Genomic DNA, 24,102 nt, shown 5'->3' with positions numbered 1-24,102 from the left:
GAGGACAATTTCTCTTTAAAATTGAAAACGGAAAACAACAACAGCATATTTTTTCGTATAATCTCAAGAATCGGCTTGAGAGTCTCTACTCGGTCACCGTAAATGATCAGGCTACGAAAATGGTGGAAAAGCGCGCAGCGGTCCGGCGTGTATACTTTTCCCCTTTTTGCAGAGCCTAGGAGAAATGCGTATTTTTGCATTTTTTTCTAGGCTTCTTTGTTTGTTCCACCACATTTTTGGGAGGTTAGTAATCAAAATGGAACGTTTCTTTCGATTAAAGGAACACGGAACAAATGTCAGAACAGAGATTATGGCGGGGCTGACGACTTTCATGACGATGGCGTACATATTAGCCGTCAATCCAATCATACTCACACCGGCCGGTCTTGACTGGACAGCAGTATTTCTAGCTACGGCACTTGCTGCCGGCATCTTCACCATTGCGATGGGCTTATTCGTTAACTTTCCTGTCGCGCTTGCTCCGGGAATGGGCTTGAATGCGTATTTTGCATCTGTTGTCATTGCATCAGCGTCAACAGACACCCCGATCTCGCCTGCGATGGGTCTGACGGCTGTTTTTATCTCAGGTATTATCTTTATCATTTTAACGCTGACGCAAATTCGCCAAATGCTTATAACGGCTGTTCCTGACAGCTTGAAGCATGCGATTACGGTCGGTATCGGCTTGTTCATTACGATCATCGGCTTGAAAAACAGCGGTATTATGACGATTGCTGTATCGAGCTTTACAGATATCAAGCAAGGCGTATTCACGCCGGTTAGCGGCTCCGAAACCGTTATCCAGCTGGGAAGCTTCCATAATGAAACGGTTGTGCTCACAGTCATTGCCCTGCTGCTTATCGGCGTGCTGATGGTGCTTCGTGTACCAGGCGCCATTTTGTTCGGTATTTTGGGAACGACAGTCATTGCGATTCTAATTGGCCATGTTGACGTGAAAGCAGCATTCACGAATCAAACATGGGTGCCTGATTTCACGAAGATGAACTTCTGGCATTTTGACTTTGCGGGCTTGTTCGAGGTTGGTCTCGTAACGGTCATTCTAACGTTCACATTCGTTGAGATGTTCGATACGTTCGGAACGCTTGTCGGTACGGCAAACCGTGCCGGTTACATGAAGGACGCGGAGAAGGGCAAAAAACGTGTAGGTAAGGCCATGTTCGTCGATGCCATCGGCGTTAGCGGCGGCGCGGTTCTAGGTACAAGCACAGTGACTGCATTCGTAGAGAGCTCCGCAGGTATTGCGCAAGGCGGTCGTACGGGCCTAACGGCAGTAACGACAGGCATTTGCTTCCTGCTTGCGATCTTCTTGTCGCCGATCGTTGCGCTTGTTCCGGGTGCGGCTACAGCTGCTGCACTTATTATCGTAGGCGTACTTATGATGCAGTCGGTAAAAGATATCGATTTCTCGGATATGGTTTACGCGATTCCTTCCTTCTTGACGCTGGCATTTATGCCGCTTACGTACAACATCGCGAACGGTATTTCGTTCGGTATCGTATCGTACGTGCTTCTTGCAACGGTTGCTAACTTGACTGGCAAAGGCAAGTACAAGGTACACTGGCTCATGTGGATTCTAGCGGTGCTGATCATTGGCCGTTACGTATTCATGGGCGGGGAATAGTTATGGTGAAAGAAGCAGCGCTGGACCGGCGCCGCTTCTTTTTTTTGTGCAATTGAAACGGTTAGAAGGGTATTTTACGGTTATCATTTGGTATACTTTTGAAAAAAGGATGCTGCGGCAGGCGGAAGGATGAGCAAGATGTTACGTGTTGATTTGAATTGCGATATGGGGGAGAGCTTTGGCGTCTATCAAACGAACGCTGACAGCGAGCTGATGAAATCGATTACTTCAGCGAATATCGCGTGCGGATTTCATGCGGGAGATGCAGCGACTATCCGCCGTACGGTAAAGCTGGCGATTGCCCATGACGTAGCGATCGGCGCGCATCCGGGCCTGCCCGATTTGGCTGGCTTTGGCAGGCGTGCGATGGATATATCGCCCGATGAGGCGTATGAACTGACCGTGTATCAACTAGGAGCAGTCTACGCATTTGCCAAATCCGAGGGCGGGGTCATTGCGCATGTGAAGCCGCATGGCGCTTTGTATAATATGGCTGCAAAAAGCAGGCCGCTCGCCGATGCGATTGCGGAAGCGGTCTATAAGGTTGAGCCGAATCTGCTGTTATTCGGTTTGGCGGGCAGTGAGCTTATCCGTGCTGGCGAGGCAATTGGCCTGCGTACGGTGAGTGAAGTGTTTGCAGACCGAACCTATGAAGCGGACGGCTCGCTTACGCCGCGAGGAGCAGAAGGAGCGGTCATAACTGATGCTGCCCGCGCGGCAGAGCAAGCGATAAGGATGGTAAGGGACGGCGAGGTGATCACGCGGAAGAGGAGCAGCTTTATTTTGCGGGCGGATACGGTATGTGTGCATGGAGATACTCCGGGAGCGGTGGAGCATGTTAAGCAGCTGCGGGCGGCGTTAGAGGCTGTGGGCATTGCCGTTAAAAAGGCAGGTGGGTGAGTGTGGACAAAGCGACTTATGAAATGCTGCCGTTAGGCGACACTGCCATAATTATTCGTCTGGGCAATAGCATCGACGAGCGAGTCAATCGCATTGTCATGAATGTAAGCCGAGCTTTAGAGGAGCGGCCTTTTGCGGGATTAATCGAATGTGTTCCCTCATTCGTAGCCGTTGCCGTTCACTACGATCCGCTGCTCGTGAAGAAAAGCCGAGCAGGGGCAGAGCATCAGCATGCTACGATTTTTGAAACCGTATGTGCGAGAGTGCAAACCTATCTAACGAAAGAGCAGTTATTCGCTTCCAATCAAGAGGCTAGAACGATTGAAATTCCGGTTTGCTACGGCGGGGAGTATGGTCCAGATCTAAGCCAAGTAGCTAAGCTTAACGGGCTTACGGAGGAAGAGGTGATCACTATTCATACGGAGGGGCTCTACTTGGTGCATATGCTTGGTTTTGCGCCGGGATTTCCTTATCTGGGCGGGATGTCTGAGAAAATTGCCGCGCCAAGACATCAGACCCCGAGAACGATTATACCGCAGGGCAGCGTCGGCATAGCCGGCAAGCAGACAGGCGTTTATTCGGTAGCAACACCGGGCGGTTGGCAGTTGATCGGGAGAACGCCGCTTGCTCTATTTTGCCCGCAGGATGAAATTCCTAGCTTGCTTAGACCAGGTGACTCGGTTAAATTCAAGCCAATAACAGACGAACAATTTAAGTTCTATATAGAAGGTGAGTTATGAGTATAAAGGTGGTTCGCCCCGGCTTGCTTGTTACCGTTCAGGATCTCGGGAGGTTTCGGTATCAAAAATACGGCGTAGTTGCCGGCGGCGCTATGGATACGGGAGCATCGCGAGCGGCTAATCTGCTGGTAGGCAACGAGGGGCATGAAGCTGTGCTGGAAATTACGCTTACTGGGACGGAGCTCGTTTTGGAGCAGGATACGCTGCTCGCGATTTGCGGCGCACGAATGCTCGTCACTGCCGATGGCGAGGAGCTGCCGCTATGGAGGCCGGCGCTCGTTCGCGCGGGGACCGTCATCAAGTTTGGAGCCTGCGAGTCTGGCTGCCGATCCTACTTTGCAGTTGCGGGCGGATGGGATGTTCCGGAAGTGATGGGCAGCAAAAGTACTTATCTGCGCGGCGCTATCGGCGGTTATAAAGGGAGAGCGCTAAAGGCAGGAGATGTGCTGGCGGCTGGTGATCCGAGCTTGCTGTCAGAGCGAATGAAGGAATCGCTGCAGATAGGTTGGCGCGGGTATGGCAGCTTTGCAGTCCCGCTGTGGCATGCGAGCCATTTTGCCATAGCGGACAATCTAGCGGACCCGATCATTCGCGCGCTGCCGGGTACGCATTATGAGCGATTTACAGCCGAGAGCAAGTCGAGGTTATTTAGCCAAAGCTTTCAAATATCCGTGCAATCTGACCGTATGGGATATCGCCTCGAAGGGAATCACAAGCTGGAGCTCGCTGCGCCGTTAGAGCTGTTATCGGAAGCAGTCGCGAGTGGAACGATTCAAGTGCCGGCTGATGGAAATCCAATCGTGCTGCTTGCCGACAGGCAGACAACGGGCGGTTACCCGCGAATCGGGCAGGTCGCAACGGTCGATATTGCTGTTTTTGCCCAGCTTAAGCCCGGCGACCGCTTTCGCTTCGAATGGATTACCCAGCAGGAGGCCGAGGAGCTTTATTTGGACAGCGAACGCGATTTAAGGATGCTGAAGGCAGCTGTAGCGTTAAAGTTTAACTCCGCTAATTGAAATTGTATTGGTGTAGGCAGCGAATGCAGGCTACTCCAAAAAGAAAAAGCGCCGATGCCGCCAAAAGTGGCGGATCAGCGCTTGAACACGGACATGTTTTTGAGGACCATCATAAGGTTTGCTGGCTTCTCGGCAAGTCGGCGGGTGAAGTAGGGGTACCACATGACACCGTATGGGACATAACAGCGGATGCGATAACCTTCCTTAGCAAGCTTGGCTTGCTCGTTCATACGCAGGCCGTAAAGCATTTGAAATTCAAAAGCCTGTTTAGATATCCGATGCGTGCGCACGTATGCCTTCACCCAGCTGATTATCGCATCATCATGGGAGGCGATTGCTGTATAGACGCCTTTGTCCAAATGAAGCTTGATCATGCTTTTGAAGCTTGCAAGCACCTCGTCAGGTTTCTGAAAAGCGACTTCATCCGATTCCTTATAGGCTCCCTTCACGAGGCGGAGATTGATACGTGCTTGCAGCATATCCTTAGTATCCTGCTCCGATCGGAACAAGTAAGCCTGCAGCACGGTTCCTACATTCTTTAAACCTTCGGCATGCAGCCTCTTCACGATATCAATCGTCGCCTGCGTAAAAGGGGTATTCTCCATATCGATCCGAACAAAGTTCCGATGGCGCCTTGCATGCTTCACCACATCACGAATGTTGGCGTAACAAGCTGCTGGGTCCAGAGCGAGTCCCATTTGGGTTGGCTTTAACGATACGTTGGAGTTTGCCTTGCAGGCAGCTATGCCTTCAATTAGCTTTAAATATTGCTCCTTATATACGGAAGCCTCGCTAATATCCCGAATGCCCTCGCCTAAATGATCGAGCGTAGCCATAATGCCAAGCTTGCCGAGCGCGTTGATTTCCTTCAAAGCTTCCTCAAGCGTTTCCCCCGCAATGAATTTGCTCGCGAGCTTTTTGCCATAGGTCGTTGAGAGCTTCTCGACAAGCGGTAAGCCTGTGATCGTCATTAATGACTTGCGATACCATTTTGCACCGATGCCCATCATTGCTGCTCCTTTTCCGAAAATGCGTTTGTAGGAGTTAGAAACAGGAGAGTTCGGTATTAGTATATTCACAAATCACCAACATCGCGCTATGTGCGCCTAATTATTTAAAAAACAGAAAATGTGTCGGCAGCTTCCGAAGCTGACCGTCGGAAGGCTTATTGATGACGCGCCCGTTAAAAATGAGCGAGGAAGAGCCGCCGCCATCCAGGTTGTAGCCGTCTACGGCGCCGTAGCGCTGGAGCAACAGCTGCATTTCGCCGAGCGTAGCGCCAGAACTGCCGGATTCGTTGTACCCGTCAGCGACAAGAAACAACAGCTGGTCATCTTTGTAGTTGGCTATAACGGTTCGCGGAGCGCGCTTCGGACTCGTTTGCCATTTGGCCGGAATCGGCTGCGGCGCACCGCCCCGGAGCAGGACGGGCACGAAGGACGCGCCGAACTTCGGCTTTTGCGCGTCCAAATGCTGCTTGGTCGCGAACTTTCCGCCGATCAGCTCGTTCTTATCGTTTAGTCCGACAAAAAATAGATCGGCATGAGGAGCCTCAAAGCCGGTAGCATAATCCCCGTCAACAATGGTTGTGCTTAGCGGATATCTTTTGCCTCGTCCATCCGCAAAGCCGCCTGCATTAATGCCGGCTGCTGCCTGGTGACGGTTAACGGCAGCTAGCGTAGTCTCTGCTTTGCCGAGCTCATCTCCGCCAAGCGTCATGGTCATCGCGTCTTTGCTCTTCAGCTTTACTTTAAGCGCATAAGCGGTAAAGTTTTCTGCCTTTATGTAGAATAGCTGAGCTCTTAGCTTGTCCGACTCGATTGTACCGGCTGCCTTGCCCAGCTTACTCGTAATATTGCGATCGTAAATGATCAGCGGCCTCATCGCTTGCGAGGCGGCCATGGACGATATTTTCGCCATATCGGCATTGGTTTGCGTATACAGCTTAATTTGCTTTTGAATCGACTCACGAGTTTGCGACGCGGTTTGCTGCGCGAGATCAAGCCCTGTTGAGGCAGGCTCAATATTGGTTTCAGGAGGCCTTGTAAGCTCCGTAACGGGCTTCGGAAACGCGTCAGTAGGCAATTGAATGACAATATCGGATAAGAGCAGCCAAATCATAATGCCTAGAAAAGGCGCGCATGCGAGCAGGGCTGTGCGGTTCAGCGCTTTGACGGTCAGGTTCATTTGAGCACATCCAAGCTCTTCTGCAGCTCGTTCAGCTGCTTCTTCACTTCATTCAATTGCGTATACAGCTTGTTGCTGTTGTCGGTCTTGGAATCGGCGTTATCCTTCGTAAACGTAAGCAGCTCATTAAGCGCGTCGACCTTCGCCTTAAGCTCGGATAGATCTGCCGTATAGTTTGTTTCGAGCTGTAGCATGCGAGCCTCGTAGGCTTGCTGCATCGCCGAAATTTGACTGGCGGTTTGACGCTCGAGATCAGCGGAGAGCGTCTGCTGAATCCGTTCGGTATACCATTTGGCACCGAGTATGCCGGAGCATATAATAATGAGCCATACGCATACAAAAAGGAGGAAGGTACGATTTCCTTTCTTTCTGCGCGTCTTTTTGTCATATTGGCTGGCAGTACGTTGTTCCAAAATCAAATCACTCATTCTATTCATTCACCTCTCTTGATAGTCACTTGCACGAAAGATCGGATGAACGAACTGCAAGCATTGGGACTCTTAGTTTTAGACAGCAATTGCCGCTAAATAGTTGCGGATGTCATCTTATTGTAACAAAGAGAGGGGTAGATGTCGTCTGCGCTGAGTGGGAATTTTATGTAAATTTGATTTCTTAGCGGAACATTCTCCCTCCTACCTGCGTCTAACCATACGGGATGCGGCAGCCGATGCCGCAAAACGGAAGGAGATTATGATGAATAGAGAGAATTGGTTCAAGCGATTAGCGAAGCGAGCAATCGTAGCCAGCTTGCTAGTTGCGCTTGTAGGCACGGGTTTTGGAGTCAAGGAACAAGCAAATGCAGCAGAGCGTCAGCCGATCAAGCTGGTGTTCGTGCACGGGTCGAAGCAAATGACGTTAAATGGCAAGACGCAGCAAATGACGACGCCGCTGCCGGTAGTAAAAGGGGTCACGATGATTCCAGTACGTACGCTAGCGAATTCAGTTGGAGCAAGCGTATATAACGATAGCAAGGGTACTCATATCGATACTTATTTCAACAAAGTGACGTTAAACGCCAAGATGCGCGGCGCAAACCGCAATGGCAGCTATTTGGTTATGCCGAATGAGGCTCTAACCATTAATGGAACAATGCATGTACCCTTGTCTGCGGTTAAGCTCCTTTGGAATGCAGGGTATGTGTACAATGCGCAGCTCAAACAAATTACGATAACGATCCAGCCAGATCCGAACGTTCCTCCGGTAGCGAAATTTAATGCGCCCGTGCAGGTAAAGCTAGGCGAGCCGGTACAATTTGAGGATCTTAGCTATGATCCTGACGGCAAGATCATAAAGACGGAATGGACAGGACGCAAAAGCGCGTACTTTGAGCCGGGCGTCTATACGGTTACACAATCCGTATATGATAACGATGGCACTTGGAGCCCTAAAATCGCCAAAGATATTACGGTTACTGACGAAGTCATGTATACCCCTTATGAATATTACATGCGTTACGGTAATCCAGGAGACAAATTCGGCGTTGATGCAAAGCTAATGAATACCTTCGAGGATGTTCCTACTTTTGAAACAAAAGGCTACACAACTTTGTACATGTCCAATGCGCCGGAACGTTTTTTTGGCGAAGGATTGCTGTATGAGGATGTACTGGATGGTCCTAGCCGACTGTTCATTCATCATCGAAATGGTTCACCAGACCGAATGAAATTAGCGGTTGTTGTTACCAATATGCAAAGCTATCCAATCAAATTGACATTAGGCAATCGAGGACTGGCGGGTCCAAGCGTGAGCGCCATGCAATTCGGTTCTGCAGCGATAACAAGATATTTAATCGGCAGCCAGCCGCGTGAGCTATTCATAGAGCCGGGCACATCCGCAGTGCTGCTGCCTGAGCTTGAGAAAATCATTATGAATCCAGACGAAGGTTTTTCCGGCCTGCTGGACGTAAATATGGATGGTCCATTGACTTTCTCGACGATGTCTCTCAGAGAGGCGCAAGACGCACTGAGCTCAGTATTTAATTTGGAACAGCTTGAGAAAGTCGGAAATCGAGGAAGATTTTTAGATACAGACCAATATATCGAGGTGAATGGGACGATTGGTCTTAAGGAAGGCAAGCTTCGTCTTGGCAGCCGCGGCACGAGCATGGTTGGTGTAGATGCGTTGACTGGTGAAACAACATTCAACGGAGGGGAATATGGGGCAGTGACGACAATCAAGCTTAAGGATGTCGCCTATGGAACCCGCATTATTCTCAATCCGCGTGCAGGAATTTTCCAAGGAGCAGTCTCTGTCAATGGCAACGTGGTATCGGTGCCGACAGGCGGACATGTGAACTTGGGCGAGGGCGTTTTGATTTATACGCAAAAGAAACCGGAGGACGGACAAGCTACTGCTAAGCCGCCGGAAGTTACGATTACTTATTCATCACCTGGAGCAAGTTCGTTGCCGATATTATTCGTATTTTTTCCGGGCTCCGATTTTGAATAACTGACTGAAGGAGGATATGCCGCTACGCGGTTGTCCTCCTTTTTTTTGTGATTAGTGGTACCGGTCATGTATAATAGAGGTGTTAGTTATGTATTGAACCAATTAGGAGGGTGATCAGCATGGATCAACCAATCACAAATAACGGCGCAAGCCGAGTTCAGGCGAAAGCCATGTTCGCAGGAGGCTGCTTCTGGTGCATGGTTTCACCATTTGAGGAAATGCCCGGCATTATAAAAGTCGAATCCGGCTACACGGGCGGACATACCGTAAACCCAACTTATCAGGAGGTTTGCTCGGAGACGACCGGACATGCGGAAGCGGTACAAATTACGTATGATCCGCAGATTTTCCCGTATGAGAAGCTGCTTGATATTTTCTGGAGACAAATCGATCCGACCGATGCGGGCGGACAGTTCCATGATCGCGGCGAATCGTACAGAACTGGCATTTATTATTATGATGAGGAGCAGCATGCGCTTGCTGAAGCCTCCAAGAAGGAGCTTGAGGCAAGCGGCCGCTTCGACCGTCCAATCGTAACGGAGATCGAGCCTGCGCAAGCTTTTTATCCGGCAGAGGACTATCATCAGGGCTACCACAAAACAAATCCTTACCGTTACAAAATGTACCGCAAAGGCTCCGGGCGCGACGCGTTTATTTCGCAGAACTGGACAACAAAGAAGGATCAAGCGGAGCTTAAGCAGCGCTTGACGCCAATCCAGTATGAAGTGACGCAGAACAGTGGAACAGAGCGTCCTTTCACTGGCGAATATTGGGATCATGTTGAGGATGGCATCTATGTGGACATCGTATCGGGTGAACCGCTGTTCAGCTCCCGTGACAAATATGATGCTGGCTGCGGCTGGCCGAGCTTCACGAAGCCGCTGCAGGCTGCAGCTGTTTCCGAGCATACAGACACCACGCATCATATGGTGAGGATCGAGGTTCGCAGCAAAGAGGGCGATTCCCATCTTGGTCATGTGTTCGATGATGGACCGCAACCAACGGGACTACGCTACTGCATTAACTCTGCATCGCTGCGTTTCATTGGCAAGGATAAGCTGGAGCAAGAAGGGTATGGGGAATACCTGCATCTGTTTGCGTAAAAAAGAAGATCCGATAAATGATCTAAATGGAGGAGAAGCCGAAGATGAATATTGAGGAAGCGATTCGCACGCGGAGAACGATTGGGCGAGTGAAGAAGGACCCTGTAGATCGAGCGGTCATTGAACGTGTGCTGGATGTGGCGGTTTGGGCGCCTAGCCATTTTAATACACAGCCTTGGTCGTTTATTGTAATGACGGGCGAAGGAAGAGAGCGGCTGGCCGAAGGCTACGCACGCGTATCTGCTGCTGCCGTTCCTGAGCTAAGCGGACAGGAGCTTGAGGATCGATTGGCGAAGGAACGTACGAAAGCATACCGTTCTCCTGTTGTAATAGCGGCAGTATGCTCGCCTTCAGATGATCCGCGAGCGGTGCTGGCTGAGGAGATGGCGGCAGCTCATGCTGCGGTGCAAAACCTGCTGCTGGCTGCACATGCAAACGGTCTTGGAGCGATTTGGCGTTCGGGCGATCCGATGTACCACCCGCTTATGAAAGAAACGTTCGGGCTTGCTGAGCAAGACCAAATCGTCGGCATTATTTACTTGGGTTATCCGGATATGGCTGCACCTGAGCCAAAGCGTATTCCGGCTACAGCAAAAACAGTTTGGCTTGAGTAGCATCTACGATAGAAACCGCAGCGCTCGTCATGGCCGAGTACTGCGGTTTCTTTTTTTTTTTGTTAGCGAGCCGCTATACAAGCTTTTTGATCGTAAAATTCGCTTGCAGCACATACCAATTTTGCGGAAAAGGAACGCCGAGCACCCAGTAGCTGACACCACGAAGCTTGTATGCTTTTACAAGATTGAACTTGGCCTGTACGCTGCGCGCGTCCTCATACCATACGATATGCTCAAGGCCATCCTCATCGTAATAGTTGTAGTAGGGCGACTGGCTCTCCTCATTGTATTTGATCTCCGCGCCGTATTTGTTCGCTCGATTTACCGCCTCCTTTGGGCTGACGGTAGGCGCCCATTTCCCTCCTTTGACGTAAGGGAGCGTCCAGTCATAGCCGTATAACGGCATGCCCATTACGATTTTTTGCGATGGAATGACGCTAAGCGCGTAGCTTACCACCTTATTCACCTCGTTCAGCGGCGCGACGGCGAGCGGCGGACCACCGGACCAGCCCCATTCGTAGGTCATCAAAATAACAAAATCGACGATGCCGCCGATTGCGGAATAATCATGCGCTTCATACAGCGTACCCGTTTGATTCGCGGTTAGCTTGGGGGCGAGGCAGACGGAGACGAGATAGTTTTGCGGATGAAGGTCGTCGACGAGTTTTTGCAGAAAAGCGTTATAAAGCTCTTTGTCCGCGGGAGGCACATACTCAAAATCCACGTTCAGGGCTTGATAGCCTTTTTGCTTCATCGTAGCAAGAATGTTTTCGACAAGCTTCTGTTGAAGGGAGGGATCAGCCAAAACCGCATGTGCGATACCAGGGCTGAACGTGCCATTTTCAAAATTGGAAATGACCATCATAGGAGCCGCTTGTTTGCTGTATGCCGCATTGATAACACCTGAATCATCTAGCGTCATAAATGTACCATCCGTTTGCACGCGGTAGCTGAACGGGCTTAAGTAAGTTAAATAGGGGCCGATTTCCTCGACGATTTCGACGCCGGACGTTCCGAATTTCTCTGTATAGGCGTTGACCTCAATCGTTGGCCGGGCTGCTTGGGGGATGACGATCGTTTGCCCTGGATAAATAAGTGCGGGATTCGTAAGCCGGTTCGCCGCGATCAGCTCTTGCAGCGTAACGCCGTAGCGTTGGCCGATCTGCCATAACGACTCGGAAGCACGCACCTTGTGGCTGGTTGCCTCGATTGGTATGATCAGCGATTGTCCGATGACGAGCACATTTTGATTGGTTAAGCCGTTAGCGGCAGCAATATCATCCACGGTAACGTCATGATTTTGAGCCAGTTTATAAAGCGTGTCTCCTTTTTGCACGACATGAATCAACACGATTGCCGAGCCTCCTTTTTCAAATGTGATGTAAAAACTCGCAACTGCCCTTGCATGGTACCGGTTATGCCAAATAACTCTCCAATCTAACTCTATTCAAAGCGCGCAGCTTCTAGTCTGATGATTACAAAAAATGGTTATTTCCAATTTTCCGCTTTCGCAGCGGTGCTGCTCTAAAAAATGGCGAAGCAAATTTGCGGAAGGAATAACGAGCATTGGGAATAATACGCAAATAGGGAGAAAAACGACGAATGATGCGTATTTTTCTCTCAGTGATTTCCGCCATTTATCCGAAATGCGGCACAGCGCAACAGCCATTTAGGGAATTGGTTAAGCATTTACGCCATGAAAAAGTTGAATATCAACAGGTAAACACCTTTTTTTGGTTATACAGTTCTGATTTTCCGGCTCTTTTCTTCAAAAAAACGAACCTTTATAAAACATTCTCTTTTAATGTTCGTATTTCATTGACAGTGGTTTGGGGATTAGATAAACTAGAATAGGTTTGAGGCAGCGCGTGCTGCCGATGCGTAAATGACTGTCGATTTTCCTCGAATGGAGGGAGCAGCATTACGCGAATCATTTCAACTGGAATTGAAGGATGATTATCATTATTTTCTTCCTAATTCATTTAACGTCATCTCGTATATATTTGGGATAAGGCCTGAATGTTTCTACCCGGAAACCTTAATTTTCGGACTACGAGCAAGATGAATGGACGAGCGACCAAGCCTATTGCACGAACTAACGTGGCAAGATCTCGGCTTGGAACGCCATATAGCAAATTCGCAGCACGTATATGCCCTTTAGTTGGACATAGGTTGCCTCTCTTACGGGGCAGCCTTATGTTGTCTCACAGGCATAGCGGCGAAGGTTTTGCTTGTCCTCATTGTTGAGAAGCATGCTGAAGAACCGCAATCAATAGCATTGCCGGCCATTCTTTCTGCTTCCGCTCGAGTCCTGCGGCATTCCTATTTTTATGGTTGCTGAAGGGCTTTTTCTGTTTTTTGCAGCGGTAAGCGATAATGTTTTGACGTTTTATAAACTTATAAATGAAAGTGGGTTTGAACGCATGTCTGCGAAGGTTGGCGTCATCATGGGCAGCAAATCGGATTGGGACACAATGAAACTAGCCTGCGACGTTTTGGAGGAATTGCAAATTCCTTATGAGAAAAAGGTCGTATCGGCGCATCGGACGCCGGACCTTATGTTTGAATACGCGGAAACTGCGGTTGAGCGCGGGCTTAAGGTGATCATCGCCGGAGCTGGCGGAGCTGCACATTTGCCCGGCATGGTCGCTGCGAAGACGATTTTGCCGGTTATTGGCGTTCCCGTCAAATCCTCGAATCTGAGCGGGCTTGATTCCTTGCTCTCCATCGTTCAGATGCCTGGCGGCATTCCGGTAGCTACTGTAGCTATTGGCAATGCGGGCGGAACGAATGCAGGGCTCTTGGCGGCACAAATGCTCGGAGCTTTCGACCCCGAGGTGCAAGCGCGCGTGGAAGCGCGCCGCGAGCGCATCAAGCAGGAAGTGCTGGAAAGCAGTGAAACGCTATGAGTAACGAAGCGGACAAGCAGCAGGTTCACACGCTGCTGCCGGGCAGCACGATCGGCATACTTGGCGGCGGCCAGCTTGGCCGGATGATGGCGAATGCCGGGAGCGCGATGGGCTATCGGTTTATCGCGCTTGACCCGGTCGTCGATAGCCCGACCGGGCAGGTTGCCGAGCAAATCGTTGCAGCCTATGATGACCGCGAGGCGGCTCGCGAGCTTGCGAAGCGCTCGGATGTCATTACTTACGAATTTGAAAATGTGGATGCCGACGTGGCAGCGATGCTAATGGAGGAATCCTATGTGCCGCAAGGCAGCAAGCTGCTGCATACAACGCAGCATCGCCTTCGCGAGAAGCAAGCGATTGAAGCGGCAGGCGTGCGGGTTGCGCCTTACCGCGAAATTCGCAGCGTAGAAGAGCTTCGCGAGGCGGTAGCCGCTTTCGGAACGCCTTGCGTGCTGAAGACGGCGATGGGCGGTTATGATGGCAAGGGCCAATGGGTCATTCGCAGCGCGGGCGAAATCGAGGAAGCTTACGAGACGTTATCGCGCGCAAAGGTGCAATTGGTGCTGGAGCAGTTCATACGGTTTGATAAGGAATTGTCGGTTATAGCGGCGAGAAGTCCGCAGGGAGAGATCAAGGCTTTTCCCGTTGCGGAAAACATACACGTCGATAATATATTGCATTTGTCTATTGTTCCTGCAAGGATCAGCGCGGAGCTGCAGCGCGAAGCGGAACGGCTTGCGATGCGGATTGCCGAAGGGCTTGGCGTAGTGGGTCTAATCGCGGTGGAGCTGTTTGTTACGGCGGAGGGCGAGCTGTTCGTGAACGAGCTTGCGCCTCGCCCGCATAACAGCGGCCATTACACGATGGAAGCTTGCCGGACATCGCAGTTCGAGCAGCATGTGCGCGCGGTATGCAATCTGCCGCTTGGCGATACGGCGCTGCTGACTCCAGTCGTAATGGTTAACGTACTGGGCCAGCATGTCGAGCCGCTGCTTGAGCTGACGTCACGTCAGGATGAAGCTGCAAAGCGCCTCAAGGTAGCGCCGAAGCTGCATTTGTACGGGAAGAAGGAAGCTGTCTATAAACGGAAGATGGGCCATGTCAATGTGCTGGCAGAGAACATAGATGCTGCGCTTAGCTGGATCGAAGAAACAACTATTTGGAAGGTGTGAAGCAATCATGTTAGAGCGTTACAGCAGACCGGAAATGAGAGCGATTTGGACAGAGGAAAATAAATTTAGAGCATGGCTTGAGGTTGAGCTTTGCGCATGCGAGGCATGGTCTGAGCTAGGCGTTATTCCGAAGGAAGACGTAGTCGCGCTTCGCGCTTCCGCGGACTTCGATATAGACCGGATTTATGAAATCGAGCAGGATACGCGCCATGACGTTATCGCGTTCACGCGCGCCGTATCGGAGAAAGCAGGCCCAGAAGGCAAATGGGTGCACTACGGCCTTACATCAACAGACGTTGTAGATACGGCGATCGGCTACCTGCTGCTTCAAGCAAACGATATTCTCGTTAAAGACATCGAACGTTTTATCGAAATTTTGAAAAACAAAGCGATTCAATACAAGGATACGCCGATGATGGGCCGTACGCACGGCGTGCATGCTCAGCCTACTACCTTTGGCCTGAAAATGGCGCTTTGGTACGAGGAAATGAAGCGGAACCTGGAGCGTTTCCACCACGCGGCTAACAACGTGCAATTCGGCAAAATGTCCGGCGCTGTAGGCACGTTCGCGGACATTGATCCTTTTGTCGAAGAATTTGTATGCAAGAAGCTGGGCATTACTGCTGCTCCTATCTCTACACAAACCTTGCAGCGTGACCGTCACGCTGAATATATGGCGACACTTGCTCTCGTAGCTTCATCGCTCGACAAGTTCGCAACCGAAATCCGCGCCTTGCAGAAGAGCGAATTCCGTGAAGTGGAAGAGCCGTTTGCTAAGGGTCAAAAAGGCTCCTCGGCAATGCCGCATAAACGCAACCCGATCGGCTGCGAGAACATCTCCGGCTTGTCCCGCGTCATTCGCGGACATATGGTTACGGCTTACGAGAACATTGCATTGTGGCATGAACGCGACATCAGCCACTCTTCCGTTGAACGGATTATTTTGCCGGACGCAACGATGCTGCTTAACTACATGCTGAACCGTTTGGGCAACATCATCAACAACCTGACCGTGTTCCCGGAAAACATGAAGCGCAACATGCAAGCGACTTACGGCGTACCATTCTCGGGACGCGTATTGACGAAGCTGATCGACAAAGGCTTCAGCCGCGAAAAAGCGTACGACACCGTTCAACCGCGCGCGATGCAGGCTTGGGAGACACAGCGCCAATTCCGCGACATCATCGGTGAGACGGAGGAAATTACAAGCGTGCTGTCAACGGAAGAAATCGACGATTGCTTCAACCCGGCTTGGCACCTCAAGCATGTTGATACGATTTTCACTCGTTTGGGATTGATTTAAGGGGAGGCTGGCCTGATGACCGCAACATCGCAAGCTTTATCGACGGCTGTCGAATATATTAAAGCTCCGCTTATTTACAAAGGCAAGGTTCGCGAGCTGTACGATCTGGGCGAGCATTTCCTGATCGTCGTAACCGACCGCATCTCCGCGTTCGACTACGTGCTTGACCCCGCTGTGCCGGACAAGGGCAATGTGCTGAACCGCCTATCGGCTTACTGGTTCGAGCAAACGGCCGACATTCAAGTGAACCATGTGGTTCATACCGACGTAGAGAAGCTTGGCGATCTCGTAACCGAGCCTGAGCTGCTCAAAAACCGCATCATGGTTACCAAGAAAGCGGAACGTATCGATATCGAATGCGTCGTTCGGGGCTATATCACGGGCGGAGGCTGGAGACAATACCAGCAAACGTCTGCGATCAACGGCATCGAGCTTCCGGCGGGCCTTCGCAAAAACGAACGTTTTCCGGCGCCAATCTTCACTCCGGCCGCCAAAAACGACGTTGGCCACGACGAGGACATCCCGTTTGAGCGGATGGCGGCAATGGTCGGCGCCGAGCTTGCCGAAGAGCTGCGGGACCGCAGCATCAAGCTTTACGAATATGCTCATGGCTATTGCGCCGAGCACGGCATCATCCTTGCCGATTGCAAATTCGAATTCGGACTTATCGACGGCAAAGTTATTCTAATCGATGAAATCTTCACGCCTGACTCCTCAAGGTTCTGGGCGGAGGGCAACTACGCTTTAGATATCGAGATCGACAGCATGGACAAAGAACCAGTGCGCACGTACTTGCTCGGCTCCGACTGGGACCGCGACAGCAAGCCGGCACCGCTTCCCGAATCCGTAGTAGCCGAAACAACGGCACGCTACCGCGATATTTATCGCCGCCTTACAGGCGCTGAGCTTTAAAGAAACACCGCGTCAATCGAGAGCGATGGCGTTAAAGCCGCAAGGCAGGCAGTCAGCGAGAGCGCTGCTGCACCCCATAAATGCAAGGCAGCCAGTGTACTAGCAAGGCTGCACTAATCAATCCGGTGGCCAGTGAAACGCGGCCACCAAACATTGCTTCACCGACCACCCTCGCAAAAGGTCTTAAATGAAAATGTGCGAAGCTCGGAGAGCGGGGAGTTGTTGTCGCAGAGCGACAGCGATCGCTTCTTGAAGCCGGGAAATTACCGCTAAGCGGTGTAATCAAAATTTCCCGGCTTCGAAAGCGACGAAGACAATAACCCCCGCGCCCGAGCGGCTGCCACATTTGACTATTAAGCTGCTGCGAGAAAAACCCACATTTTCAGGAGGCTATTATGAAGGCAACCGTCTACGTCACCATCAAGCAAAACGTTTTGGATCCACAAGGAACCGCTGTACAAGGCGCGCTTCACACACTTGGCTTCTCCGAAGTCGAAAAAGTACGCATCGGCAAATATTTGGAGCTTGAGCTTGACACGACTGACCGCGCTGAAGCGGAAGTGCGCATCAAAGCAATGTGCGAAAAGCTGTTCGCGAACACGGTTGTAGAAGATTTCCGTTTTGAGCTGGAGGGATAAGGCGATGAAGTTTGCGGTACTCGTATTTCCTGGCTCCAACTGTGACATCGATTGCTACAAAGCAGTCGAGGACACCATCGGCCAGTCGGTTGATTACGTATGGCACACAGCTACGGATTTGTCCGCTTATGATGCAATTCTAGTGCCGGGCGGCTTCTCCTACGGCGACTACCTGCGCTGCGGCGCAATCGCACAATTCGCAAGCGTGATGGGCGAAGTGAAAAAAGCGGCTGAAGCAGGCAAGTATATCCTGGGCATTTGCAATGGGTTCCAAATTTTGACCGAGGCTGGCCTTCTGCCTGGCGCATTGATCCGCAACAATGGACTAAAGTTCCGATGTCATCAATCGCCGCTTGAAGTAGTGAACAGCAGCACTCCTTTTACAAACCAATATTCGCAAGGCGAAATTATAAATATTCCTATCGCTCACGGCGAGGGCAACTACTATTGCGACGACGCAACGCTAGCTGAGCTCAAAGCGAACGACCAAATCATTTTCCGCTATGCGGGCGACACGAACCCTAACGGTTCGGTTGAGAACATTGCGGGCATCAGCAACAAAGCAGGCAACGTAGTAGGTATGATGCCGCATCCAGAGCGCGCAATCGATCAATTGCTCGGCTCGGAAGACGGCAAACGGATGTTTACATCGATTTTGAATGCATGGAGGGAACAACATGGCGCAGCAGTTAACAGCTAAAGAACCGACAGCGGAGCAAATTGCCGAGCAAAAGATTTACAGCCAGTTTGGCGTATCCGATTATGAGTTTGATCTGATTTGCGGATTTCTTGGCCGTAAACCTAACTACACGGAGATCGGCGTATTCAGCGTTATGTGGTCAGAGCACTGCTCTTACAAAAACTCCAAGCCGATTTTGAAAAAATTCCCGATTACCGGGCCTCGCGTTCTTATGGGACCGGGCGAAGGCGCGGGTATTGTGGATATCGGCGACAACCAAGCGGTTGTATTCAAAATCGAATCGCATAACCATCCATCGGCGGTTGAGCCTTACCAAGGCGCTGCTACGGGCGTGGGCGGCATTATCCGCGATATTTTCTCCATGGGCGCTCGTCCGATCGCTTTGCTGAACAGCTTGCGTTTCGGCAACCTGGAAAATGAACGCGTTAAGTATTTGTTCGAGCATGTCGTTAGCGGTATTGCCGGCTACGGCAACTGTATCGGTATTCCTACCGTTGCAGGTGAAGTAATGTTCGATGAGAGCTACGAGGGCAACCCGCTCGTTAACGCCATGTGCGTGGGCCTAATCGATCATGATAAAATTCAGCGCGGTGTGGCTAAAGGGGTAGGCAACCCGGTATTCTACGTAGGTCCTGCAACGGGCCGCGACGGTATTCACGGCGCTACGTTCGCCTCTGTTGAGCTTTCCGAGGAATCCGAAGAGAAGCGTACGGCGGTACAAGTCGGCGATCCATTCATGGAGAAGCTGGTTATGGAAGCGACGCTTGAGCTTATCGATTCCGGTATCGTACTCGGCATTCAAGATATGGGAGCAGCGGGTCTTACTTGCTCCAGCGCAGAGATGGCTTCCAAAGCAGGTAACGGCTTGGAGCTGTACCTTGACGAGGTGCCGCAGCGCGAAACAGGCATGACGCCTTATGAAATGATGCTTTCCGAGTCGCAAGAGCGCATGCTCTTCGTCGTAGAGCCGCAGCATGAAGCGCAAGCGAAAGAAATTTTTGACCGTTGGGGCATTATTTGCGCCAAAGTAGGTAAAGTAACGGATGACGGACGTCTCCGCTTGTTCCACCAAGGCCAAGAGGTTGCCGATATGCCGGTTAAAGCGCTCGTTGACGAGTGCCCTGTATACGACAAACCATCTAAAGAGCCAGCTTACTACGGCGAAAATGCTGCAGTAGACACAGCGGCTTATGAAGAAGTAACTGACCTGACTGGCGCGCTGGAGAAGGTTTTAGCTTCCCCTACCGTAGCTAGCAAAGAGTGGGTTTACAATCAATATGACTACATGGTTCGTACATCGACAGCTGTTCAACCAGGCTCCGATGCGGCAGTCGTGACGATTCGCGGCACGCGCAAGGCGCTTGCAATGACAACGGACTGTAACGGACGTTACGTATATCTAGATCCAGAAGTAGGCGGACGAATTGCAGTAGCTGAAGCAGCGCGTAACATTGTGTGCTCCGGCGCTGAGCCGCTTGCCGTAACAGACAACCTGAACTTCGGTAACCCTGAGAAGCCGGAAGTGTTCTGGCAGCTTGAAAAATCCGCAGACGGCATGTCTGAGGCTTGCGTCGTGCTTAACACACCGGTAATCGGCGGTAACGTAAGCTTGTACAACGAGAACGCGAAAGGCGCGATCTACCCAACACCTGTAATCGGCATGGTTGGTCTCGTACATGACATCGATCACATTACGACGCAAGGCTTCAAAGCGGAAGGCGACGTTATTATTCTCGTTGGCGAGACGAAAGCGGAGCTAGGCGGAAGCGAGCTGCAATACGTATTGCAAGGCGCTGCTGCCGGCCGTCCTCCCGAAATTGATCTTGCGACGGAGAAAAAGGTTTTGGATGCCGTGCTTGGCGCTATTCAAAAAGGTCTTGTCGCATCGGCGCATGACTTGTCCGAAGGCGGTATCGCGGTTGCTGTTGCAGAATCATGCATCAGCGGACGCCTTGGCGCGGAAGTGGCATTGTCATCCGAGCTTCGCGCAGATCACTTGCTGTTCAGCGAATCGCAATCCCGTATCTTGCTGTCGGCTAAACCGGAGCAAGCGGCGGCGTTGCAAGCCCTGCTTACTGAGCAAGGCGTTGTACATGCACAAATCGGTAACGTTAAAGGCAGCAGCCTGACCATAAGCGTAAACGGAAAAGCCGGCATTCAGGCGCCGGTACAACAACTGGAGAAGGTCTGGAAGGATGCGATTCCATGTCTGATGAAATAAGACAGGAGCCTTTGCTGTGGACAGGAGATCACTATAACGAAGGCATTGGCCGCGACGATATTTTTGATAAATTGCGTGAGGAATGCGGCGTGTTCGGGGTATTTAACCTCCCCGAGGCGTCCAACCTCTCTTATTACGGACTTCATGCCTTGCAGCACCGCGGCGAGGAAAGCGCAGGGATTTGTACCGTTGATACAAGCAACGGCAACAAGTTTGCCTATCACCGCGGCATGGGCCTTGTAAAAGAAGTTTTCGATAAAGAAAAGCTGGATATGCTTGCCGGCGACCGCTCCATCGGTCACGTCCGTTACTCGACAGCAGGAGAGAGCAAGCTTGCCAACGCGCAGCCGCTTATTTTCCGCTATCGGGACGGCGACCTTGCGGTTGCTACGAACGGCAATATCGTGAACGCGCCGGAAATTCGCCATGAGCTGGAGATGTCGGGCTCGATCTTCCAAACGTCTAGCGACACGGAAGTTATCGCGCATCTCATCGCACGCTCGTCGAAGGATTTCGAGACGGCTGCGAAGGAAGCTTTGCAGCGCATTGTCGGCGGATTTGCATTCCTTATTATGACCAATGACAAGCTGCTTGTTGCGTCTGATCCGCATGGCTTGCGTCCGCTAGTAATGGGCCGCATTGGCGACGGTTACGTATTCTCGTCGGAATCATGCGCGTTTGAGACGATTGGCGCCGTGTATGAGCGTGATGTTCAGCCGGGCGAATTGCTAATTTTGGACGCAAACGGCATGCGCGAGGATCGTTATGCGAAGGTTGACCGCCGCGCGACCTGCGCGATGGAGTATATTTATTTTGCCCGCCCGGACAGTGATATCAATGGCATTAACATTCACTCGGCGCGCAAACGGATGGGACGCCAGCTTGCTACGGAGTCGTTCGTGGATGCGGATATCGTAACGGGTGTTCCCGATTCGAGTATTTCCGCAGCGATTGGCTATGCAGAGCAAACGGGTATTCCATACGAGCTCGGCTTGATCAAAAACAAATATACCGGCCGGACGTTCATCCAGCCTTCTCAAGAGCTTCGCGAGAAAGGCGTTAAAATGAAGCTGTCAGCCGTTCGTAAAGTAGTAGAAGGAAAACGCGTCGTGATGATTGACGATTCAATCGTGCGCGGCACGACATCGCTTCGTATCGTGAACTTGCTTCGCGAGGCGGGAGCGACAGAGGTGCATGTTCGGATTACATCGCCTCCTTTCAAAAACCCTTGTTATTACGGCATTGATACTCCGGACCGCAAGGAGCTTATCGCTTCTTCGCGTACGGTTGAAGAAATCCGGAAACAAATCAACGCGGATTCCTTGTCCTTTTTAAGCGATCAAGGTTTTGTTGAATCGGTTGGCGGCAATGACGGAGCGTATAATCGCGGCATGTGTCTAGCTTGCTTCGATAACGACTATCCTACGCCGGTTAACGAAGAATCGGACAAAAGCTGCAGCTGTTAATAGCATAAATGATTAACCCTATGGAGCGAATGCTGCTCTTAAATTAGTTAAGGAGTTGACCGAGAGTGTCAGAAGCGTACAAAAAAGCCGGCGTCGATATCGCGGCAGGCAACGAAGCGGTTGAACGGATGAAGAAGCACGTAAAGCGGACTTACCGTCCAGAGGTGCTGGCAGAGCTTGGCGGCTTTGGCGGTCTGTTCAGCCTGAACAAGGACAAGTACGATGAGCCTGTGCTCGTGTCTGGAACGGATGGCGTCGGAACGAAGCTGAAGCTTGCTTTTGCAATGGACAAGCATGACACGATCGGCATTGATGCCGTTGCTATGTGCGTGAACGATATTATCGTACAAGGCGCGGAGCCGTTGTTCTTCCTTGATTACTTGGCATGCGACAAGGTTGTTCCTGAGAAGATCGAAGCCATTGTCAAAGGTATCGCGGAAGGCTGCGTGCAAGCAGGCTGTTCCTTGATCGGCGGCGAGACGGCTGAAATGCCGGGCATGTACCAAGGCGGAGAATACGATATCGCCGGCTTTACGGTTGGTATTGTGGATAAGAAAAAAATGATAGACGGCTCCACAATTGCAGCGGGCGACGCTGTTATCGGTTTCGCATCAAGCGGCATTCACAGCAACGGCTTCTCGCTTGTTCGTCGTTTGCTGCTCGAAGACGCTGGCTACTCGCTTGATCAAGAGCTGGAAGAGCTTGGCGGCGCGAAGCTTGGCGACGTGCTGATCGAGCCAACTCGCATTTACGTGAAATCGGCGCTTAAGCTGGTTGAGCAAGTCGAAGTGAAAGGCATGGCGCATATTACGGGCGGCGGCTTTATCGAGAACATTCCGCGGGTTCTGCCTGACGGCGTGAACGTTGACGTGGAATACGGCTCTTGGCCGATTTTGCCGATCTTCGATTTGATGCAGAATAAAGGCGGCATTACGAATCGTGATATGTTCACGACTTTTAATATGGGTATTGGTCTAGTTGTTGTTGTACCGGCTGATCAAGCAAATGAAGCTCTTCGCATTGCAGCTGAGCTTGGTGAGCAGGCTTACCGTATCGGAACGGTTACGGAAGGAAGCCGCATCGTGACGTTTACGGGAGCGGACGTATAATGGGAACACTTCGCATCGCTGTATTCGCTTCGGGACAAGGTACGAACTTCCAAGCGATTGTAGATGCGGTGCAGGAGGGGAAGCTCGATGTAACCATCGAGCTTCTTGTTTGTGACAAGCCTGCCGCTCCCGTTGTGGAGCGCGCACGGAAGGCTGGCGTGGACACGTTCCTGTTCACGCCGAAGGAGTATCCGTCTCGCGAGGCTTATGAGACGGAAATTATCGCCGAGCTTCAGCGTCGCGGCGTGGAGCTGATCGTGCTTGCGGGTTATATGCGCATTATCACGTCCGTGCTTGTTGAGCCGTTCTACGGCCGGATGATTAACATTCATCCGGCATTGCTGCCGGCTTTTCCCGGCGTGAACGGGATCGGGCAGGCGCTGGCGTACGGCGTCAAGCTGACTGGCGTCACCGTCCACTACGTGGACGGCGGCATGGACAGCGGGCCGATCATCGCGCAGCGCGCAGTCGAAGTGGCGGACGAGGATACGGAAGACTCGCTCGCCGAACGCATTCATGCAGCCGAGCAAGCGCTGCTGCCGGCGGTTATTCAGCAGATCGCGCAGGGCCGCGTATCGCTGAACGGGCGCCACGTGACCGTGAGCCGCTAGGCGGCTGTTGTGTTGGATAGAGTTAGAAACTAGCCAATGTCCAGCTACGACTGCGGAAATGAGCACATTTAGCGGTTCGCTGGAGGGATAGAGCTAGGAAAAGCTCTATTTCACGGATTTCGGATCGTTTGAGGGGAAAAAGTCTAGAAACTAGACGTATTTTCAGCTATGGCGGCTAGGATGAGCACATTTAGCGGTTCGCTGGAGGAATAGAGCTGGAAAGTAGCTCTATTTCACACTTTCTGGCTCGAATGAGCGATATAAGTCTAGAAACTAACCTTATTTCCAGCTTTGATGGTGGAGACGAGCACATTTGGTGACTCGCTGGAGGAATAAAGCTAGAAATTAGCTCTATTTCACGGATTTCGGCTCATTTGAGCGAAATAAGTCTAGAAACTAGCCTTATTTCCA

General features: G+C 51.4%; 22 protein-coding genes and 2 riboswitches. Of the genes, 18 read left to right on the top strand and 4 right to left on the bottom strand.

Annotated elements, in window-relative coordinates:
* Positions 1-33: 33 nt before the first annotated feature.
* A riboswitch (purine riboswitch) is annotated at positions 34-134 on the top strand.
* A 122-nt stretch (positions 135-256) separates the two neighbouring features.
* The 4 genes from ADU23_RS04770 to ADU23_RS04755 all read left to right on the top strand — a co-directional run bounded on the left by ADU23_RS04770 (position 257) and on the right by ADU23_RS04755 (position 4,298).
* Positions 257-1,642, top strand: a complete 1,386-nt coding sequence (locus ADU23_RS04770; RefSeq protein WP_053372699.1) for an NCS2 family permease — start codon at positions 257-259, stop codon at positions 1,640-1,642.
* Positions 1,643-1,780: 138 nt separating this feature from the next.
* Positions 1,781-2,542 carry a LamB/YcsF family protein gene (locus ADU23_RS04765; RefSeq protein WP_053377466.1) on the top strand — a complete coding sequence of 254 codons (762 nt, stop codon included), beginning with the start codon at positions 1,781-1,783 and terminating at the stop codon, positions 2,540-2,542.
* Between the two features lie 23 nt (positions 2,543-2,565).
* The gene (pxpB, locus tag ADU23_RS04760) at positions 2,566-3,282 is read left to right on the top strand and encodes a 5-oxoprolinase subunit PxpB (protein ID WP_053377465.1); all 717 of its coding nucleotides are present in this window, start codon (positions 2,566-2,568) and stop codon (positions 3,280-3,282) included.
* The gene (locus tag ADU23_RS04755; RefSeq protein WP_053372698.1) at positions 3,279-4,298 is read left to right on the top strand and encodes a biotin-dependent carboxyltransferase family protein; all 1,020 of its coding nucleotides are present in this window, start codon (positions 3,279-3,281) and stop codon (positions 4,296-4,298) included. The genes pxpB and ADU23_RS04755 overlap by 4 nt, the downstream gene beginning before the upstream one ends.
* 74 nt (positions 4,299-4,372) lie before the next feature.
* Here ADU23_RS04755 and ADU23_RS04750 read toward each other — a convergent pair whose 3' ends face one another.
* The 3 genes from ADU23_RS04750 to ADU23_RS04740 form a co-directional block, all read right to left on the bottom strand.
* Complete coding sequence (locus ADU23_RS04750) at positions 4,373-5,305, bottom strand: proline dehydrogenase family protein (RefSeq protein ID WP_053372697.1); 933 nt, start codon at positions 5,303-5,305, stop codon at positions 4,373-4,375.
* 103 nt (positions 5,306-5,408) lie between these two features.
* Positions 5,409-6,485, bottom strand: a complete 1,077-nt coding sequence (locus tag ADU23_RS04745; RefSeq protein WP_053372696.1) for a phosphodiester glycosidase family protein — start codon at positions 6,483-6,485, stop codon at positions 5,409-5,411.
* Complete coding sequence (locus ADU23_RS04740) at positions 6,482-6,913, bottom strand: hypothetical protein (protein WP_053372695.1); 432 nt, start codon at positions 6,911-6,913, stop codon at positions 6,482-6,484. Before ADU23_RS04740 ends, ADU23_RS04745 begins: the two co-directional genes overlap by 4 nt.
* 265 nt (positions 6,914-7,178) lie before the next feature.
* Between ADU23_RS04740 and ADU23_RS04735 the strand changes: the two genes are divergently transcribed.
* The 3 genes from ADU23_RS04735 (at position 7,179) to ADU23_RS04725 (ending at position 10,650) form a co-directional block, all read left to right on the top strand.
* A complete protein-coding gene (locus ADU23_RS04735) occupies positions 7,179-8,933 on the top strand; it encodes a stalk domain-containing protein (RefSeq protein ID WP_053372694.1) in 1,755 nt (584 codons plus the stop codon).
* Between the two features lie 119 nt (positions 8,934-9,052).
* Positions 9,053-10,036, top strand: coding sequence for a peptide-methionine (S)-S-oxide reductase MsrA (msrA, locus tag ADU23_RS04730; RefSeq protein WP_053372693.1), 984 nt, complete (start codon positions 9,053-9,055; stop codon positions 10,034-10,036).
* Between the two features lie 44 nt (positions 10,037-10,080).
* Positions 10,081-10,650, top strand: coding sequence for a nitroreductase family protein (locus ADU23_RS04725; RefSeq protein WP_053372692.1), 570 nt, complete (start codon positions 10,081-10,083; stop codon positions 10,648-10,650).
* A gap of 73 nt (positions 10,651-10,723) precedes the next feature.
* Here the strand turns inward: ADU23_RS04725 and ADU23_RS04720 are convergent, their stop codons facing one another.
* Positions 10,724-12,001, bottom strand: coding sequence for a LysM peptidoglycan-binding domain-containing protein (locus ADU23_RS04720; protein WP_053372691.1), 1,278 nt, complete (start codon positions 11,999-12,001; stop codon positions 10,724-10,726).
* A gap of 251 nt (positions 12,002-12,252) precedes the next feature.
* Between ADU23_RS04720 and ADU23_RS04715 the strand changes: the two genes are divergently transcribed.
* From ADU23_RS04715 to purN, 11 genes are all read left to right on the top strand, one after another.
* Positions 12,253-12,504: a hypothetical protein gene (locus tag ADU23_RS04715; RefSeq protein WP_053372690.1), complete on the top strand. Its 252-nt coding sequence runs from the start codon at positions 12,253-12,255 to the stop codon at positions 12,502-12,504.
* A 119-nt stretch (positions 12,505-12,623) separates the two neighbouring features.
* Positions 12,624-12,723, top strand: a riboswitch (purine riboswitch).
* Positions 12,724-13,073: 350 nt separating this feature from the next.
* Complete coding sequence (purE, locus tag ADU23_RS04710) at positions 13,074-13,559, top strand: 5-(carboxyamino)imidazole ribonucleotide mutase (RefSeq protein ID WP_053377464.1); 486 nt, start codon at positions 13,074-13,076, stop codon at positions 13,557-13,559.
* Positions 13,556-14,731, top strand: coding sequence for a 5-(carboxyamino)imidazole ribonucleotide synthase (gene purK, locus ADU23_RS04705; protein WP_053372689.1), 1,176 nt, complete (start codon positions 13,556-13,558; stop codon positions 14,729-14,731). The genes purE and purK overlap by 4 nt, the downstream gene beginning before the upstream one ends.
* 7 nt (positions 14,732-14,738) lie before the next feature.
* Entirely contained in the window at positions 14,739-16,034 is a 1,296-nt protein-coding gene (gene purB, locus ADU23_RS04700; protein ID WP_053372688.1) for an adenylosuccinate lyase, read from the top strand.
* 15 nt (positions 16,035-16,049) lie between these two features.
* The gene (locus tag ADU23_RS04695; RefSeq protein WP_053372687.1) at positions 16,050-16,946 is read left to right on the top strand and encodes a phosphoribosylaminoimidazolesuccinocarboxamide synthase; all 897 of its coding nucleotides are present in this window, start codon (positions 16,050-16,052) and stop codon (positions 16,944-16,946) included.
* A gap of 392 nt (positions 16,947-17,338) precedes the next feature.
* Positions 17,339-17,584 carry a phosphoribosylformylglycinamidine synthase subunit PurS gene (purS, locus tag ADU23_RS04690; protein ID WP_175598164.1) on the top strand — a complete coding sequence of 82 codons (246 nt, stop codon included), beginning with the start codon at positions 17,339-17,341 and terminating at the stop codon, positions 17,582-17,584.
* Between the two features lie 4 nt (positions 17,585-17,588).
* The gene (purQ, locus tag ADU23_RS04685; RefSeq protein ID WP_053372685.1) at positions 17,589-18,284 is read left to right on the top strand and encodes a phosphoribosylformylglycinamidine synthase subunit PurQ; all 696 of its coding nucleotides are present in this window, start codon (positions 17,589-17,591) and stop codon (positions 18,282-18,284) included.
* Positions 18,262-20,505 (top strand): phosphoribosylformylglycinamidine synthase subunit PurL, encoded by a 2,244-nt coding sequence (gene purL, locus ADU23_RS04680; protein WP_053372684.1) that lies wholly within the window; start codon positions 18,262-18,264, stop codon positions 20,503-20,505. Before purQ ends, purL begins: the two co-directional genes overlap by 23 nt.
* Positions 20,490-21,971, top strand: coding sequence for an amidophosphoribosyltransferase (purF, locus tag ADU23_RS04675; protein WP_053372683.1), 1,482 nt, complete (start codon positions 20,490-20,492; stop codon positions 21,969-21,971). The genes purL and purF overlap by 16 nt, the downstream gene beginning before the upstream one ends.
* Positions 21,972-22,036: 65 nt before the next feature.
* Positions 22,037-23,080: a phosphoribosylformylglycinamidine cyclo-ligase gene (purM, locus tag ADU23_RS04670; RefSeq protein WP_053372682.1), complete on the top strand. Its 1,044-nt coding sequence runs from the start codon at positions 22,037-22,039 to the stop codon at positions 23,078-23,080.
* Positions 23,080-23,691 carry a phosphoribosylglycinamide formyltransferase gene (purN, locus tag ADU23_RS04665; protein WP_053372681.1) on the top strand — a complete coding sequence of 204 codons (612 nt, stop codon included), beginning with the start codon at positions 23,080-23,082 and terminating at the stop codon, positions 23,689-23,691. The genes purM and purN overlap by 1 nt, the downstream gene beginning before the upstream one ends.
* Positions 23,692-24,102 lie beyond the last annotated feature (411 nt).

The sequence above is a fragment of the Paenibacillus sp. FJAT-27812 genome (assembly GCF_001273905.1).
GTDB lineage: Bacteria > Bacillota > Bacilli > Paenibacillales > Paenibacillaceae > Pristimantibacillus.
This window is presented reverse-complemented; position numbering and strand designations above follow the sequence as displayed.

Coding starts and splice junctions, on each gene's coding strand:
- ADU23_RS04735 (WP_053372694.1), top strand. CDS start 7,179: ATGAATAGAGAGAATTGGTTCAAGCGATTAGCGAAGCGAGCAATCGTA.
- ADU23_RS04755 (WP_053372698.1), top strand. CDS start 3,279: ATGAGTATAAAGGTGGTTCGCCCCGGCTTGCTTGTTACCGTTCAGGAT.
- purE (WP_053377464.1), top strand. CDS start 13,074: ATGTCTGCGAAGGTTGGCGTCATCATGGGCAGCAAATCGGATTGGGAC.
- msrA (WP_053372693.1), top strand. CDS start 9,053: ATGGATCAACCAATCACAAATAACGGCGCAAGCCGAGTTCAGGCGAAA.
- ADU23_RS04750 (WP_053372697.1), bottom strand. CDS start 5,305: ATGGGCATCGGTGCAAAATGGTATCGCAAGTCATTAATGACGATCACA.
- ADU23_RS04770 (WP_053372699.1), top strand. CDS start 257: ATGGAACGTTTCTTTCGATTAAAGGAACACGGAACAAATGTCAGAACA.
- ADU23_RS04765 (WP_053377466.1), top strand. CDS start 1,781: ATGTTACGTGTTGATTTGAATTGCGATATGGGGGAGAGCTTTGGCGTC.
- ADU23_RS04725 (WP_053372692.1), top strand. CDS start 10,081: ATGAATATTGAGGAAGCGATTCGCACGCGGAGAACGATTGGGCGAGTG.
- purF (WP_053372683.1), top strand. CDS start 20,490: ATGTCTGATGAAATAAGACAGGAGCCTTTGCTGTGGACAGGAGATCAC.
- purB (WP_053372688.1), top strand. CDS start 14,739: ATGTTAGAGCGTTACAGCAGACCGGAAATGAGAGCGATTTGGACAGAG.
- pxpB (WP_053377465.1), top strand. CDS start 2,566: ATGCTGCCGTTAGGCGACACTGCCATAATTATTCGTCTGGGCAATAGC.
- ADU23_RS04695 (WP_053372687.1), top strand. CDS start 16,050: ATGACCGCAACATCGCAAGCTTTATCGACGGCTGTCGAATATATTAAA.
- ADU23_RS04740 (WP_053372695.1), bottom strand. CDS start 6,913: ATGAGTGATTTGATTTTGGAACAACGTACTGCCAGCCAATATGACAAA.
- purK (WP_053372689.1), top strand. CDS start 13,556: ATGAGTAACGAAGCGGACAAGCAGCAGGTTCACACGCTGCTGCCGGGC.
- purN (WP_053372681.1), top strand. CDS start 23,080: ATGGGAACACTTCGCATCGCTGTATTCGCTTCGGGACAAGGTACGAAC.
- ADU23_RS04745 (WP_053372696.1), bottom strand. CDS start 6,485: ATGAACCTGACCGTCAAAGCGCTGAACCGCACAGCCCTGCTCGCATGC.
- purL (WP_053372684.1), top strand. CDS start 18,262: ATGGCGCAGCAGTTAACAGCTAAAGAACCGACAGCGGAGCAAATTGCC.
- purQ (WP_053372685.1), top strand. CDS start 17,589: ATGAAGTTTGCGGTACTCGTATTTCCTGGCTCCAACTGTGACATCGAT.
- ADU23_RS04715 (WP_053372690.1), top strand. CDS start 12,253: ATGATGCGTATTTTTCTCTCAGTGATTTCCGCCATTTATCCGAAATGC.